Annotated in this window: 14 protein-coding genes; 1 reads left to right on the top strand and 13 read right to left on the bottom strand. The window is 40.6% G+C overall.

Going from position 1 to position 16,924, the window contains the following annotated elements:
• Positions 1 to 134 precede the first annotated feature (134 nt).
• The 13 genes from A2X74_RS05520 to A2X74_RS05455 all read right to left on the bottom strand — a co-directional run bounded on the left by A2X74_RS05520 (position 135) and on the right by A2X74_RS05455 (position 16,488).
• The gene (locus tag A2X74_RS05520) at positions 135 to 2,039 is read right to left on the bottom strand and encodes a nucleoside-diphosphate sugar epimerase/dehydratase (RefSeq protein ID WP_293624271.1); all 1,905 of its coding nucleotides are present in this window, start codon (positions 2,037 to 2,039) and stop codon (positions 135 to 137) included.
• Between the two features lie 22 nt (positions 2,040 to 2,061).
• Entirely contained in the window at positions 2,062 to 3,765 is a 1,704-nt protein-coding gene (locus A2X74_RS10995; protein ID WP_363925328.1) for a sugar transferase, read from the bottom strand.
• Positions 3,762 to 4,595 (bottom strand): glycosyltransferase, encoded by an 834-nt coding sequence (locus A2X74_RS05505; RefSeq protein ID WP_293624270.1) that lies wholly within the window; start codon positions 4,593 to 4,595, stop codon positions 3,762 to 3,764. Before A2X74_RS05505 ends, A2X74_RS10995 begins: the two co-directional genes overlap by 4 nt.
• A gap of 4 nt (positions 4,596 to 4,599) precedes the next feature.
• The gene (locus A2X74_RS05500; RefSeq protein WP_293624269.1) at positions 4,600 to 5,478 is read right to left on the bottom strand and encodes an alpha-1,2-fucosyltransferase; all 879 of its coding nucleotides are present in this window, start codon (positions 5,476 to 5,478) and stop codon (positions 4,600 to 4,602) included.
• Between the two features lie 23 nt (positions 5,479 to 5,501).
• Positions 5,502 to 6,329 carry a class I SAM-dependent methyltransferase gene (locus A2X74_RS05495; protein ID WP_293624268.1) on the bottom strand — a complete coding sequence of 276 codons (828 nt, stop codon included), beginning with the start codon at positions 6,327 to 6,329 and terminating at the stop codon, positions 5,502 to 5,504.
• A gap of 74 nt (positions 6,330 to 6,403) precedes the next feature.
• Positions 6,404 to 7,222, bottom strand: coding sequence for a DUF3431 domain-containing protein (locus A2X74_RS05490; protein ID WP_293624267.1), 819 nt, complete (start codon positions 7,220 to 7,222; stop codon positions 6,404 to 6,406).
• Between the two features lie 19 nt (positions 7,223 to 7,241).
• Entirely contained in the window at positions 7,242 to 8,003 is a 762-nt protein-coding gene (locus A2X74_RS05485) for a glycosyltransferase (protein ID WP_293624266.1), read from the bottom strand.
• Between the two features lie 63 nt (positions 8,004 to 8,066).
• The gene (locus A2X74_RS05480; RefSeq protein WP_293624265.1) at positions 8,067 to 9,986 is read right to left on the bottom strand and encodes a hypothetical protein; all 1,920 of its coding nucleotides are present in this window, start codon (positions 9,984 to 9,986) and stop codon (positions 8,067 to 8,069) included.
• Positions 9,987 to 10,039: 53 nt separating this feature from the next.
• Positions 10,040 to 11,557, bottom strand: a complete 1,518-nt coding sequence (locus tag A2X74_RS05475; RefSeq protein ID WP_293624459.1) for an ABC transporter ATP-binding protein — start codon at positions 11,555 to 11,557, stop codon at positions 10,040 to 10,042.
• A 258-nt stretch (positions 11,558 to 11,815) separates the two neighbouring features.
• Complete coding sequence (galE, locus tag A2X74_RS05470) at positions 11,816 to 12,802, bottom strand: UDP-glucose 4-epimerase GalE (protein ID WP_293624264.1); 987 nt, start codon at positions 12,800 to 12,802, stop codon at positions 11,816 to 11,818.
• A complete protein-coding gene (locus tag A2X74_RS05465) occupies positions 12,799 to 13,776 on the bottom strand; it encodes a GDP-L-fucose synthase (RefSeq protein ID WP_293624263.1) in 978 nt (325 codons plus the stop codon). The genes galE and A2X74_RS05465 overlap by 4 nt, the downstream gene beginning before the upstream one ends.
• A 42-nt stretch (positions 13,777 to 13,818) precedes the next feature.
• Positions 13,819 to 14,961 (bottom strand): GDP-mannose 4,6-dehydratase, encoded by a 1,143-nt coding sequence (gene gmd, locus A2X74_RS05460; protein ID WP_293624262.1) that lies wholly within the window; start codon positions 14,959 to 14,961, stop codon positions 13,819 to 13,821.
• 30 nt (positions 14,962 to 14,991) lie between these two features.
• Positions 14,992 to 16,488, bottom strand: coding sequence for a mannose-1-phosphate guanylyltransferase/mannose-6-phosphate isomerase (locus A2X74_RS05455; protein ID WP_293624261.1), 1,497 nt, complete (start codon positions 16,486 to 16,488; stop codon positions 14,992 to 14,994).
• A gap of 164 nt (positions 16,489 to 16,652) precedes the next feature.
• Between A2X74_RS05455 and A2X74_RS05450 the strand changes: the two genes are divergently transcribed.
• On the top strand, positions 16,653 to 16,793 hold the full coding sequence (locus tag A2X74_RS05450; protein WP_293624260.1) for a hypothetical protein: 141 nt from the start codon (positions 16,653 to 16,655) through the stop codon (positions 16,791 to 16,793).
• Positions 16,794 to 16,924: the final 131 nt, after the last annotated feature.

Raw genomic sequence — 16,924 nt, 5'->3', positions numbered from 1 at the left:
CCCAAGAGACCTAACCCTATTTATATATACCAATTATAACGATAGGGGGGTAATTTAGGGCTTATTCGGACAAATTCGCTCTAATTCCCTCTAATTTAGAGAACAGGGATGCTAATACCGTTTATCAAAAATGCCTATATATGAGGTTGATAGCCGCTAACGATAGCTTTTAGCTTTACTTGAATCGCATTTATGGAATTTAGCGTTAGGGAACTCGTTAATTCGGCCAATAATGGCTCTAAATCACTTAAGGAGAGAAAATCTTCATGAGCCTTCAATATCCTAGGATGACTAGTAGGCTGGGGATTATCCCCAATCAAAAGCTCTTCATATAGCTTTTCTCCAGGGCGAAGTCCCGTGATTTCAATCTCAATGTCACCTTCTGGATTTTCTATATCCCTCACCTCTAAACCCGAGAGCTCAACCATGTGTCGAGCAAGATCGGCAATTTTCACAGGTTCGCCCATATCTAATACATAGACATCTCCTCCGTTTGCCATTGCTCCAGCTTGAATTACCAATTGAGCTGCTTCTGGAATGGTCATGAAGTATCTGGTGACTTCAGGGTGAGTGAGGGTAATTGGTCCGCCATCAGCAATCTGCCTTCGAAAAAGCGGTACCACTGAGCCAGATGAGTCAAGCACATTTCCAAAACGGACCATAGAAAAGATCGTATTTTTCCCTAGGGTCTCATCTGCAGCTAACGCTTGAAGCACCATTTCCGCAAGCCTTTTGCTGGCACCCATAATATTGGTGGGTCGAACTGCTTTATCGGTGCTAATGAGAATAAAACGTGGTACACCCAATTGCGCTGCAACCGTTGCAATGGCCAGAGTTCCAAATGCATTATTGAGTATTCCTTCTGCAAAATTCGCCTCAACCAAAGGCACATGCTTATAAGCTGCAGCATGAAAAATAATCGTAGGCTTATATTGCTCTACAACTTTGCGCATTAGCTGCTCATTGCGAACGGATGCCAAGATTGGAACGATGGTGACAGTAACTGCACCCTCAAACACTAATTCTTCTGCGCTTTTTTGGAGCTCTTGCTCAATTCTATAAAGGGCATACTCACTCTGATCAACAAGAACAAGCTTGCAAGGGTATTGTGCTAATATTTGTCGGCACAGCTCACTACCAATTGAGCCACCAGCCCCGGTCACCAAGACAACCTGCTGATATATATTTTCCTTCAGCAAATGAGGGTCTGGATTGACTGGATCGCGCCCCAATAAATCTTCAATATCCAACTCTCGAATGTCAGATGCTGTCACCTTACCCCTGGCCAGATCTGTGACACTAGGAAGTGTTCTAACCGACACTTTTGACTTGGCAATCGAAGTAAGAATTTCATTACGACGCTGGCGTTTAATGGATGGCAACGCCAATAGAACATCACTAATCGACAGCGACGAAACTAAATTTGGTAACTCTGATGGCTTATAGATAGTTAACCCGTTTAGAGATTGGCCCCACAAGACTGCATCATCATCTAAAAATCCCACAACGCGCATTTGATGACTATTGCGTAATGCAGCAGCAAGTTGACGTCCAGTTGAGCCAGCTCCATAAATTAACACCCTTGGGACCGCTCCTAATTTCAATTGTTGGCGATAAGAGCTACCAAGCCAGTAGCTAGCAAACGCTCGTGAAGCACCCACCAATAGCAATAACAAAATTGGCTGGATAATGCCAATTGTTCTCGGAATACCAGAAAATCCAAACGTGGTTATTAATGCAGCATAGATGAAGCCATACGCTGCACAAGCCTTAGCGACTGTCATTAAGGCAGGCCATCCTGAATAGCGAAAAATAGCGCGATATAAACCAAACGCAATAAATATGGGGAGTGCAAGCGCCAGTGATACATACACCGCCAAGGCTGGGTCTCCAGATAAAGCAACCCATTGCCCAAGGCGTAGGTAGTAAGCAAGCCACACCGCCAAAATACAAAAACTAATATCCAAAATCAAAACGATAAATCGCTTTGCAATTCTGGGCAGCCTTAAGACTGGCATTACTAACTGGGGCAAAAGCACAAGTATTCCTAATCAGTCATAGTTAATGAGAGACACCCTCACTACGAACTACCTTTAAAAAGGTAAGCCACAGTATGTAGAGATCAAAACCGAAGGACTGTCGCTCTAAGTATTCTGCATCGAACTGTATTTTCTGAGCAAGTGATATCTCATCGCGACCATTAACCTGAGCCCACCCAGTCAGACCCGGTCTTAATGAATCAATCCCAAGTGCAACCCTTTCTCGTATGAGATCATCCTGATTAAATAGTGCGGGCCTTGGACCAACAAAGCTCATATCCCCAATCAAAATACTCCATAACTGAGGAAGCTCATCAAGACTGCTACGTCGAAGAATAGAGCCGCCAGGAATCAAATAATTTTCTGCTTGAGCCGCCAATATATCGCTACCAACGACTGGTGTATTCATTTTCATAGACCGAAATTTGGGCATAGAAAATATCGCCCCATTCCTTCCAACCCTTGGAGACCAATACAGAGCAGGGCCCTTTGATAATTGAGGAATAATGATCCAAATCAATGCGATAGGCACTATAAAAACAAAAATACACAATAGGGCTAAAACAACATCAAAGACCCTTTTTATGAGACTTAGTGGCTGATGATTTCTTTCAATCAATTCTAAGATGCGACGATCTTTTTTTTCAACATCAAACTCTCGTTCTGCAATGCATCGACTTTGAGCACCCATAGCATGTATCGATGCAGGATCATGAATAAACTTTTTAAATGCTTTTGCAAGCACATGAGGATCAAAAGGTGGAATTAAATAACCATTCAGCCCATCAATTACAGTATCCCTACATCCAGGAACATCGGTCGTAATAACTGGGCGACCCATTGCCATCGCTTCTTGTGTACTTCTTGGAACTCCCTCTCGGTACGAAGGCAATACAAAAACGCTGGCTCTTGCCATCCAATCCTTAACATCTACATGACCAGGCCACTCAATGAAACCCTCATTAACCCAAGACTCTATTTGGCTTTGATTGAGACTACCAGGATTGCTATCTAATCCTCCAAGCACGACAAAACGAGCATCTAGTCCATCATTGCGGATTATTTTAATTGCATCAATAAATTCATAAATGCCCTTTTCTCTCAAAAGCCTACCCACAAAAAGAAAGGTGATGGGACACTCCACTAAGGGCTGAGGCGACCAATCTTGCAAATCAACACCAATACCTCCAAGATTAACAATCTTATCTGGACTTATTAACTGCTTATTTTCGAATAATTCAATATCATCTTTATTTAAGAAAATAACGACTGTAGATAAATAAAGTCCAAATTTATAGAATGCATTTAAAAACGGCTTTAAGGCTCGACGAAATAAGGATGAATGATCTTGAGAGTCAGTAAAAAAATACCCCAAGCCCTCAATCATACTTATTCGATAATGCACTCCTGCAATCCATGCAGCTATTGAACCGTATATAACTGGCTTTATAGCAAAAGCAAAGCTTACATTTGGCCTTAGTTTTCGCAAGATGAATACAAGCTTAATAACATCAACAATATCCCGAAAGGGATTAATCCCAGTTCTCGACAGCGAATAATGTATTGGCTCCGCACCTAAGCTCTTTATGGTTTCTATATCTGCATCTGCATAATTAGGGGCCAATGCATAAACTCGATAGCCTTCTTTGACCAGCAATTTAATCAAACTAGATCGAAAGTTCAGCAAAGAAAAAGCTTGATGCGAAATAATTGCAATGACTTTCATTTAGCTTGTCGACCCAAAAAATTGCTCACTGACAGTCTCATTATCTTAATAAATGTTATGAAAGAAGCAATCAGCCATTTTGAGCCATACCCCATCAAGAAATGCCGAAACTGAGAAGAGCCTTGAGAAGAGTATGACAATCTAGAGCCTCTAGCCTCCCCACCAGTAATACGATACCCGATGCACACGTCCTTAAGATTTGCAAATCTATTATTCGGGTTAGCGCTCAAACGCAACCAAAGATCATAATCCTCTGCTTGTAATCCGCCTAGGTATCCACCCGCCTCTATTAATGCCTGTTTACGAATCATTGCAGTTGGGTGACAGATTGGATTTTTATAAATGAGCGCATTTCTGATTTGCTCATCTCCTGTTAGCGGAAAAATTGTTTTCTGAACCAATCCATTTTCATCGATCAAGTCAAATGCAGAGCCAAGCACGGTGCTGTCTGGGTGATTTATAAAAAATTGGTATTGCTTTTCTAATCTAGTACTGTAAGCGATATCATCGGCGTCCATTCTTGCTATGAATTCACCTTTCGCAAAATGAACCCCTAAAGAAAGACTGAAAGTTAAATGACATATAGGTGTAGAAAAAATTTTCACCCTTGAATCAGACCCGTACCATTCGGCAACAGAGGCAACCACCTTGCTGGCACTCACCCCATTGGCAACCACAATCAACTCAAAATCAGTGAAGGTTTGATCTAAACAAGACTGCAAAGCTACTTTTAGCTTCAGATTTGAGTGGTGTGCACACACCAACCATGAAATCTTAGGAGATCCCGCAGCTTCAATCGCCACTTTGTAATTGACATGCGCAATGGTCATAAACCTATATACCCTGCCAATTTAAAGGGAATCGATCTCTTTCATTTATCACCCCACCTTTAAACCAATTCTTTGGATAAATGACTAATTGATTGCTTAATTGTCCATTTTGGCCGCCCAGCCAAGCTCCCCACCAACTGAATGAACTATTGGCAATAATGTGATGTTTGCAAGCGCTCATCAAGATAAGGTCTTGCCAAGCGTCAGTCGATCCATTGTGATCAACGTAATTCACCTTATTCTCAAGGCCAAGATTGCCTTTACACCAGTCTATATCATCAGAGAAAACGAAGTACGTAGCATCCGAGAACTGTTTAATCATCATATCAATTGCTTGATGATAGTAGTCTGTTGAAAGGGCTCCATGAAAATGAATAGCGGAGGGTAAGCTTACATAATCTCCCCTTCTCACATGTATAGCAACCGATGGGGAGCTTAAGTCAATTATCTTTTTAATCGCCAAACTCTTGGGTGACAAAGAATTTTTAGGTGTGAAGTCATTTCGTATAGTCTCTTTTATTGCTTCAAAATATCGATAACTTTGCCAGTAACCAATTAGATAGGAATTATCTGGAGCAGCCAAAAAATTCGCATCATATTGTTGCTCCTTCTCAACAAATGCAGTCCATGATGTTAGTAAACCAAATAACCAGCCAAAGTGTTTCGCCAATCGTGAAAAAGGGAAAGAATCTCTCGATGAGGTCACAATCGGGCAATTAAATACACTTAACTCATACTCTCTTGCAGTGATCGACTTACTTTTATTGTTAAGCGCAGAGCGATCAATCATAATTTCAGTAGCATGCCTTATTGCAAGCGATCTTGCAGCAGCATATTGAAATAGCTGATTTCCCAACCCTCCCTCTAGACGCACACCAATCATATGTAAGCTTTCAATCGCCTCTATTACCTTTTCTTGACAAAATCTATAAAAAACTTAGCAGTCTTTTTAAAGGTTGGCCTATAAAAAAATGCATCAAATATTATTTTTATAGGAGAGGATCCGAATGTGTGTTGCGCAGTATTTTTCCTTTCGTCTTTGTGCAAAATAAATAGGTATTGATATGCTCTTGCGCTAGGTGTAAAAGCTAATTTAAGTAACTGAAAAAATGATGCTTTTAAGATATTCCTTGAGAATTCAGCTCGATAAAAACTTCTGTTGAGAAAGGTGATGCTTTCACATGACAAAGGAATGGAGGCAAAAAGTGCTTTAGCGCTATCAATCGTAAAAAATCGCAAATGGGTTTTTTCTAGCAATCCTGAATCGACATAAGTGAATGCTCCGTTTAGCAAAGCGAGTCGCTGACCCCCAAATGCAATATTAGGCAACGAAACAAATAGCTTTGTAGATGTCGGTAAGTGATCACATATTTCAGTCAAAAATTCTACTGGGTCTACGGTATGCTCAACCACATCAGCCAATACAACATAATCGTAACGACTCTGATGTATTACATCCAAATACTCAGAAGAGAATCCAACAAAAATTGACCTATAGTGCGGTCTAGCCAAACTAGCAGCAAACTCATTTGGCTCAATGCCATCAATGTGCACTAATTTATTACTTTTTTTAATGACCTGCGCTAACAGTCCATTTCCAGCACCAATATCTAATACGCTAGCACCCTCCGGAATAAGGCGCGCAATATGGTTGAGGGGGCTAGCATCATCCTCAAGAATCCGCTCTATAGCATCACTACTTACAGCATAAGTATTCTCAGGTCTTTTAAACAATGCAGCGCCTATGAAAAAAAAGATTAAAACTTACAATAGCCAAATTTTACTCTTACGCCAATAAAGTCATGCTTTTAAATAAATGCTCTTAATTTTTGGACTAGTCTAGTCATTAAATTCGGCATTTTTAAAAAGAGACCCCACGAACTTAATCGAGTTTTCCAATTATGAGGCCGACAGGGCAAAACAGGTAAAGACGCTAAATCATCAAGATTTCCCAGCATCCTATCGGACGCTTGATAATTACAAGTCCATATAGTTTGTAAAGCCCTCTCCAGTATGTGAGCCTCACCGGGTAATGCTGTATAAGAAATTAAATAGCGTAAATTTTTATAGAATTGCTTGGGAAACTTCAAGATGTTTTCTCTCGGAACAATGTAATTGGCTCCAGGCGCAAATTCCACATACCTAGGAATAACTGGGCTAACAAAACAAAAATTTAGGAAATCATCGAGGCTATGGAAGAATTTCACAGGATGGGATCCGAGATACCAGCTATTGTTAATTTCTACATAAGATGTGTCGGATAAAAAACCACTTACAGGCCAAACTGGATTGTGCCTTGTAGTTTCAATTATTGGCGTAAAGAATTTATTGTTTGCAATCCTATCAAAATACTCTTCAGAAATATGGCGCGGAAATATATTTCCCTTTAAAAAAAAGGTACAGTCCGGCAAACAATCGTAGTGATCAACAATAAATGTGAAGTAATCATATAAGTTGTACCCTAAGTTAGGGCTGGATACAATTTTTTCTTGATGAACGCCAGATAATAAAGCGTAATTAACCTCACCGCGCTCATAGATAAGATAGTTGGATGTTTTGCCTTCAATCCAACTAAGATCATTTGCATAACTCGAAACAACAAGAAAATTGGATGCTATTTTTTTCATGTCTAAGCTCCAATAAAAACTAACGGAAGTATTTCAGAAATAAAATTAATTTACTCATTATGCTTAGATGATTGGCATATTTTTTCCCCAAATATCTAAATTCAGCAGCCTTCATTGCCCTGGTCACGATTGAGTTGGAAACTTGATGCGCTCCTGTTCTATTTACCACATTGACTTCATCCAAAGTAACCGGGCACCCATAGGCCAAATAGAGTTGGTAATAGTAATCACAGTCCATCAACCAAGTTAAGTTTTCATCAAAAATAGGATTTGAGTTGCTATTCTTAATTGTTAACACTGAGGGTGAACTTATTGTATTTATACCAAGTAAAATTCTTTCGCTAAATTTTGGGATAAATTTTCTATAGCAATTCAGGCCATCATAGGTATGTTCACTTGCCGTAACCATCCAAAAGTCTTTATCCAAATTAAATTTAGTAACAATATCTTCAAGCGATTTATTTGAATACAAGTAATCATCTTGAAATAAGATCTTTATGATTTTTCCGTTTGCATTTTTGATTGCGTTATTAAGATTTGCTGATATTCCAAATGAGTGATGATTTTTTATGTACTTAATTGCAAGATTATTTTTAAACTCTTCGCACAATAATTCAATCTGCCGATCCTTTGAGTTATCGGAAATAATGACATCAAAATTCTTAAAAGATTGGGTAGAAAGTACTTTTAAGCCATCCCTTAAATAGCCCCTTCCCTGCCCATTCATTTCATAAGTAGGTATGCAAACACTAATGTAGGGAATTTTTGTTGATGTATCCATTAATGATGGCAAGCCTGTCGATTTGAAATTAGACTCTTACTAGGATCCGAATGATAATGATTGTCAATTAAAGAGATGACTCCACTTATCTTTATTGGCAACTAAATATTCCGGTAAATCCCTTTCATCTCGCCAAAAAATGAGGCGTTTTCCAGCGTAGTGTTTATTTTTTCCAACTGTAGCCATCAAATTTGCAATAAATTTTTTATACTCGGGATGATTTTCTTCTGATAACTTTCTTTTTGCCCCCTCAACACCACCCATGTAAGTGAAGTGCCACCCTCCCTGATAAATTTTTTTCGCGGGAGTTTTTCTTTTATTTCGGAGGTCATTAAGACAACTATCCCTCAGTGTCTTATATTTGACTACAATCGTTCCTGTCCAGCCATCAATGCCTTCGTTACTCCTATTATTAAGATAGTAGTAATAGGAGAGCTGTACTGGTCTAACAATTGGGGACTCGGTAAAGGTGGTCAACTCCTTCAGTTGGGCTGGATTCCAGATCTCATCAAGATCGGATAGAAAAACTACATCATCATCACTTAAATTAACCAGGGCCTTTTTTGCGCTCTCTTTGAGACAAAATTCTCTGACCCAATGCTCTCCGCCATCCCCAATATTAGAATTTGTCGCGGCTAAGCTCAGTAATTCTTTGTCAGCTAAGTAGTCCTCAACTAAGTAATAGATGATTTTATGATTCCATTTAGAGAATCTTTCAAAGTTATTTTTATAGTGAGATTCTTTTGAAACGCCGCCAAAAGTTGTTGAGAATTCAACCAAGACAAAATAGTCGACAAATGGATCTAGTATGTTTAATCGAATTTCAAGTAAGTCAAGCTCATTGAAAAAATAAAAAACATCATAAACTTTTATAGTCTTTTTATATTCAAGCAACTCTAAATTTGTAACCCATTTTTTTCGTCCTTTATGCTCTTGATACAAATTGAATGGATGCATAAAAAGATTAAAAATATGCTGAATTAAACCCCTACTCTCTCTCACAAACTTTTTGAGCCAAACAGGAGATAAACCTCTCAATAAGGAATAGACGTCTTTATTGTTGTTTTTTTCAGGAGCAACGATTTCTTCGCGTCGACTCATATGATTCCTTTTATATTCTTGCAACTCTGTCAAACACTCCTCATAGCCAAAAAGCATTCCATTTCGGTCTAAGTAGTGCCACCCTGAAGTGATGTTATATCCCAGGCTCCAGTAGCCATCCGAATGATTATGACGAGCCCAATATTTTGGAGCAATACAAAATTTTAGATTTTCATTCAACCACGCAGGAAACCAGCCAAAACTAGAGTTTGACAAAATTAAATAATGTGCATTTTTAATAATTGAAAAATCTTTTCCAATACTAAAGTGAAATACAGCATAGTTTGGAAAAACTTTTTTTGCAGTCAAAACATCATCAGTGATAACAATAAAACGAAAGAATCTATTTATCTCTAGCATTTTTTTGATTGCGTTATTCCAATAACTTTTAATCAAAAAAAACTCTGGAACCCTAGAATATTCTCCCCCTCTAAAATTAATAATGCAGGTGTTCTCATCTGCATAGTCATAACAGTCATACTCACTCTTCACCTTCAACCAATGCTTAATTTCATTGCGTCTGTGTAAAAAATATTGCTCACCTTGTAGCAATCCATCAACTTTTGTACCATCAGCAATATTGATGAGATCGGGGTCATACCACCTTACGTCAGAGCCACTTTGTGGGTCCTTGCACTCTTTCTCTCGATAATAGTGCTTGATGCCATTTGGTAAAATGGTCGGTGGCCCACCCTCTGGCCCCTCTCCCGATGTCACCTCACATCCATAATCAATATTTTCAAAGAAATCGCGCCCCTTAAATCGTTCGGGATGCATCATCCCAAACTCAAATCCTTTATCTAGGGCAATAGTACGGGTGGTAATGTAACAAGCAAGCTGATTTCCCAGTCCCTGTCCTTTATAAAATTCCGTAACGATCATAAAAAATTTTGACTTTTATCTTAAAAGGAATATTAAAGAAGCTAGGATCTGCATCAAGCAAGTAGGGTGTGTTTTTGCAAAACTCCACCCTCAAGTCTATAGAGCTCATCACAGCAATTAAGCGCTGAATTTCGATGGGCAATAATTAAAATTGTTATCTCAGAATTTAAATTACTGATGCTTTCCATTACATCCCTCTCGGTTGCCAAATCAAGGGCGCTAGTCGCCTCATCCAAAATGATGACATCTGCTTTTTTATACAAAGCCCTTGCGATACCAATTCTTTGCCTTTGTCCGCCTGAAAGATTAACGCCTCGCTCGCCTACCATAGATTCATATTTTTTATCCATCAGATCGATTGAGGCAGAAATTTGAGCCTCTCTTGCGGCCCAAACCACCCTTTCATAATCAATCCGATCCTTGCTGATACCAAATGCAATATTTTCTGCGATAGTTGCATCTGTTAGATATATAGATTGCGGTACATGTGCAATTCGATGTTGCCATTGGGCAAGATTTTGCGATGTCACACTAACACTATCAACAATTATTTCTCCCTGACTCGGAATTAAGAGACCCATCAGAATGTCGACTAAGGTACTTTTTCCTGAGCCAGTCGTGCCGATTAGACCGACCCTAGCACCCTTTTTAATCTCCAGATTTACATCCTTGAGCACTAAAGGGGAATCATTGGAGTATCCAAATGATATTTTGTTTAGTCTAATCTCCGAGGAAAATGGAAGTTGTTCGCTTTCACCAAAATTATCTTTGTTGCAGATTGAGGGCTGATCAAGCAATTCCAGAGCATCAAGGAGAGAGGGCCTTTGCGTAACAAGATCTGACCACGCACTAAACATTTGCTGAAGAACTGGTAGCATGCGCTGGGCACTTAAGGCCAAAACACCCAAAATAGGAATAGCGCCCACTAATCCATTGGTACTGCTTGACAACTCAAATGCCATAAATGCAAAGAGAATGATTCCTAGAGATTCAATAGCAAATTTTGGACTGCCACTAATAAATTGATTCAGACCTTGAGATTTACGCCAAGGTATAACCATGTTTTTATAAATATCAACATAAAACTTTTGGCTCCCATCGAGCAAAATATCCCGAATACCCCCCAAACTTTCCTGCAAACTCTGAATACTAAATCTTGAGTATTTAGCAATTTTTGCGCCATTTTCCGATAGGCGCTTTCTTGTTAATTTAATAATTGGGTAGTAAATGGCGCCAAAACCTATAAAGGCCTGAGTGGTAATTAAGGGCTGAAAAGCGAATAATGTGCCAACAATAATTCCCAGCAGAATAGTAGAGCTAATGATTGTGATGGAGCATCTAACACACTCAATTAGCGAAATGGTTTTGTTGGTTACACCATCTACTATCTGACTACTGTTCCTAGAAATGTGTACCGCATAAGGTTGCATCAGCGTTTTTTGATAAATACTCACACTCAGATCACCGCCTACTGCATAGGTAAGCCTTGAACTTATGTAGAGCAAACTTAGTCGCAACATCCCAGAAACTGTAGTTGCCACACAAAAAAACACTGTAAATGGCAACAGCATCTGATCTGGCGACTGAATTTCCAACGCCGAAATAATGGGCTTAACCCAAGGATTGGCATACACTAAATCTGGCTCAGTCAGAACACTCAAGAATGGCAATAAGGAGCCAATTGAAGCCACCTCAGAAAGCGCGCAAACCACCATTAAAAGGGTCAAAAGCCCTAATTGAATCCTTCTTTTCTTGCTCAAGGAGTAGTAAAGCCGGATTAAAGGTTCTAGTGTCTTCAAAGTAATTATGCGCCTAGTTTATGCAAGTAACTATTTCTTTACCGGCCTATAAAGGCACATTTCTTGTAACGTTCTTGTAGCAACCCAAGCTAAATCTTGATTTGCTTTTTTTACATCCGCATAACAACTTGCAATGTCTCCAGGGCGCCTTGGGGCGAACTGAAAGTTAATCTTTTTCCCGCTGCCCTCCTCTGAGGCATGAATCATCTCAAGAACACTATGCCCCACCCCAGTACCCAGGTTAATGACATGCCATCCATACCGATTGCTTAAAAACAGTAATGCGGCAAGATGGCCCTCGGCCAAATCCATGACGTGAATGTAATCCCTCACCCCAGTTCCATCGATCGTAGGGTAATCTTTGCCGTACACATTAAGAACCGGCAAATCGCCTGCAATTACTTTAAGAATAAAAGGCATTAAATTATTGGGGATTCCTTGAGGATCCTCTCGAATAAGACCGGAATCATGGGCGCCCACTGGATTGAAATATCTCAAACAAATAATTTTCCACTCTGCATCAGAAATGGCTACATCCTTAAGCATTTCTTCAATGTGCAGCTTGCTTCTCCCATAAGGATTGGTGGCGCTAGTAGGATGATTTTCATCAATCGGTAAATACTGCGGATCGCCATAAACGGTAGCGCTGGAGCTAAAGACTAGCGCTTTAACACCAGTAGACTTCATTGCCTCTAAAAGACTAATCGTCCCTTGAGCATTATTTGCGTAATACTCAATAGGCATTTGAACAGACTCACCAACTGCTTTAAGACCAGCAAAGTGAATAACTGCATTAATTTGATGATCCTTCAATATCTTTATAACCAGAGGTGTATTTCTAATATCTCCATCAATGCAGATCAACTCTTTACCCAATATCTGCTGCAAACTAGTGAGAACACTTTTTTTACTATTGCAAAAATTATCTAAGACAACAACCTCATGACCAGCCTCGGAGAGAACCACGGCCGTATGACTGCCGATATAACCCGCGCCACCAGTAAGAAGAATATTCATGAATTTTGCGCCCTTAACATATCAGCATATGCAAGGGTGAGGCCCTCGGTTAAACCTACCTCTGGCCCCCAGCCCAACTTATTTATGCGCGAGGAATCCATTAATTTCCTTGGAGCACCGTCAGGCTTACTTGAATCGGTAATTATTTTTCCTCGGTAACCCACTGCCTTAGAAACTGCTTGAGCTAATTCGGCAATCGTAACATCAGAACCAAATCCCACATTAATATGGCTTTGCATCGGCTGGGTATGCTGATCATAAATAGCCTTATCTAAATCCATCACAAAAACTGAAGCTGCTGCCATGTCATCGACATAGAGAAACTCACGCCTTGGTGTTCCCGTTCCCCAAATCAATACTTCAGGAGCATTGGTCACTTTGGCTTCATGAAAGCGCCTAATTAATGCTGGAATAACGTGGCTATTTTCAGGGTGATAGTTATCGCCAGGGCCATACAAATTGGTGGGCATGACCGAGCGATAGTCAATGCCGTGCGAGGCCCCATACTGACGGTTGTAACTCTCGCATAACTTGATGCCTGCTATCTTAGCTATGGCATAGGGCTCGTTGGTAGGCTCCAGCAAACCAGTCAACAGCGCATCTTCAGCCATAGGCTGCGGAGCAAGCTTAGGATAGATACAACTAGAACCTAAAAATAGCAGCCTCTTAACGCCGTTTTCAAAAGCTTGATGGATCACATTAGCCTCCATCATCAGATTTTGATAGATGAATTCCGCTGGAAAAGTATTATTTGCAAAAATACCCCCCACCTTTGCAGCTGCCAAATACACTTGGGCTGGTTTTTCTTGCTCAAAGAAAGTTCTTACGGCAGCTTGATTGGTGAGATCTAATTCAGCATGTGTTTTAGTAACAATATTATTAAAGCCCTGAGATTGAAGATTTCGCACGATGGCCGAGCCCACCATACCGCGGTGGCCTGCCACATAAATCTTTTGCTGAGGATTATTGCTCACGTATTCGCTTTTCTAATTCGCTTAAATAGTAGCTAGTAATGATTAATTTTCTTTACCAACTGAAACGCTATGGCCATGCTTTAGCAATAATGCATGCTGCTTAGCCTGATCTAAGTCATTAGCCACCATCTCTACAATCATCTGATCAAGCGTAATTTCGGGCACCCAACCCAATTTTGCTTTGGCTTTTGCTGGGTCGCCCAAGAGAGTCTCAACTTCGGTGGGTCGATAGTAGCGCGGATCGATTTGCACAATCACATCACCCACTTTTAAAGCGGGAGCTTTATCACCCTCGATGGCAACAACAATTGCTTTTTCATTCTCGGCAACGCCCTCAAATTTAAGAGTGATACCTAATTGTTTTGCACTGCGGGTAATAAATTCACGAACGGTGAACTGCACACCTGTCGCAATTACAAAATCTTCTGGCGTATCTTGTTGAAGCATCAACCACTGCATACGGACATAATCTTTGGCATGACCCCAGTCACGCAAAGCGTCAATGTTACCCATGTACAAACACTTCTCTAAGCCTTGAGCGATATTGGCTAAACCACGGGTAACCTTACGAGTAACAAAAGTTTCGCCACGACGCTTAGATTCATGGTTAAACAAAATGCCATTGCAGGCATATATGCCATAGGCTTCACGGTAATTAACCGTAATCCAGTAAGCATACATCTTAGCTACCGCATAAGGACTTCTTGGGTAAAAAGGGGTAGTCTCTTTTTGCGGGATCTCTTGTACCAAGCCATAGAGCTCAGAAGTCGATGCTTGATAAAAACGGGTTTTCTTCTCCAGACCTAAAATACGAATGGCCTCAAGCATGCGCAGTGGGCCAATCGCATCCACATCAGCAGTGTACTCAGGCGACTCAAACGATACAGCCACATGGGATTGAGCGCCTAAGTTATAGATCTCATCAGGCTGACATTCTTGAATAATGCGCACTAAGTTACTGGTGTCAGTTAAATCACCATAATGCAAAATCAAATCTTGATTATCGATATGGGGATCTTGATAGATGTGGTCTATGCGATCCGTATTGAATGAAGAAGCGCGGCGCTTAATGCCATGAACAATGTAGCCCTTTTCCAGCAAAAACTCGGCTAGATAAGAGCCATCTTGCCCTGTAATGCCCGTAATGAGGGCGACTTTTTGTTTAGTGTTTGTTGTCGTTGTCATGTCTATATCTTGAATAATTATCTTGGGATATTAACTGCGTCCATAGGTGTCCTCAAAACGCACGATATCATCTTCCCCCAAATAGTTTCCTGATTGCACCTCAATAATCTCAAGGGGCTCTGTACCGCGATTAGCAAGGCGATGGGTCTGACCCTGGGGGATAAAGGTGCTTTGATTTTCTTTAAGCGTAATCACTTGATCACCGTTGGTAATTTCAGCCTCACCCTTAACCACAATCCAGTGCTCAGCGCGATGATGGTGCATTTGTAGAGAAAGACTTGCTCCTGGCTTTACCTGAATACGTTTCACCTTAAAGCGCTCACCCTCATCAACGCTGTCGTACCAGCCCCAAGGCCTTGCTACCTTGCGATGGAGATTCTTTTCTTCTCGTTTTTGCGATTCAAGTTGGGAGACGATATTTTTAACATCTTGACTGTTTTTTCTATCGGCTACTAATACGGCATCAGCCGTTTCGACAATAATGAGATTTTCAACACCAACTGCACTTACCAAGCGACTGCTTGCATACACTAATGAATCTTTAGTATTTGTCAGCAAGGTATCGCCACTGGTAACATTGCCATCGCGATCTTGCTTGCCAACCTGCCAAACGGCATCCCAGGCGCCCAAATCACTCCACCCTGCATCGAGCTCTACCATCTTGATCTTGTGTTGGCTTTTAGGACATTTCTCAATAACTGCATAGTCAATCGACTCACTTGGAATTGCCTTAAATGCCTCTTTATCTGGTCGAATAAATCCGATACCGCTCATAGCATCCGCAATATCTTCCGACTTAGTCTCCCAAGCTTTTTGGGATGCCTGGTAAATATCGGCACGAAACTCTTTTAAGGCAGCCAACCAAGTGCTGGCTCTCAGAACAAACATACCGCTATTCCATAAGTAACTTCCGTCCGCAAGATAGGAGCTAGCAGTCTCACGATCAGGCTTCTCAACAAAACGATCAACTACGTAGGCATTATGTTGATCTTTACTACCTGCTCGCTGAATATACCCATAGCCCGTTTCTGGTGCTGTCGGAGTAATACCCAAAATGGCGATATTACATTCGCCTGCTTGAACGCTAGCAATGCAATCTTGCAGTGCTTTGGTAAACGCAGTTGGATTTTGAATCGTTTGATCGGCTGGTGTAATCACCAAGATAGGATCTTGATTGCTTGATAGTTGCTTTGCGCAAAAAGCGGCCATGCTTAATGCAGGAGCAGTATTCCTACCCACAGGCTCCAACAACAAGGTTGCATCAAAATCCTTAGTAGCATTCTTTAGCTCTCGCAATTGATCTAGCACTAAAAATCGATGATCCTCATTGGTTACGACTAAAGTCTTGCCTAGTGTGATATCGGCATTACCTACGGAGTGAATGCGATTGACCGCCTGCTGAAAAAGACTTTGGGATGACTCATCACCCGATAGCACCAAGAATTGCTTTGGAAAGCCAGAACGAGATAATGGCCAAAGCCGAGTTCCGGAACCTCCACAAAGAATTACGGGAATCACTAGAGTCATGGGTATAGTTTGGGCTTTAAGCTTTATAACAGTAAGGCTTGATTTTAAAGGCTTTATTGATACCCTTTGGCAAAATCGTAGAATTTATTAAAATTATTGACGAGCACAATTACGCTCGGTCAAATCAAAATAAAAACTAGTCTTTAATAAAATAGGAGCTAATCATGAGTAACATCCCTAAAATCAATCTGCGCAACTCGCTCACTGAGTGCGGCCAATCCATTCGCAAAGAAAATGCGGGCAAATACCATAATTACGGCATTATGGATTGCAAAGCCTCGATTGCCGCAGGCAAAATCAAGTAAAACAACAAAAAGGGGGTATTAATACCCCCTTACCTTTTAACCCCCACAAAATATTCTTTTTTTGAACCCTAAGAGGGTGAACTGACCCACAAAAGTTGGACATCCAATCCAACTCAAAGGGGTCAGCTTCA

Source organism: Polynucleobacter sp. GWA2_45_21, assembly GCF_001830325.1.
Classification (GTDB): Bacteria; Pseudomonadota; Gammaproteobacteria; order Burkholderiales; family Burkholderiaceae; genus Polynucleobacter.
The sequence above is the reverse complement of the archived record's forward strand: the minus strand, read 5'-3'. Positions and strand labels throughout refer to the sequence as shown.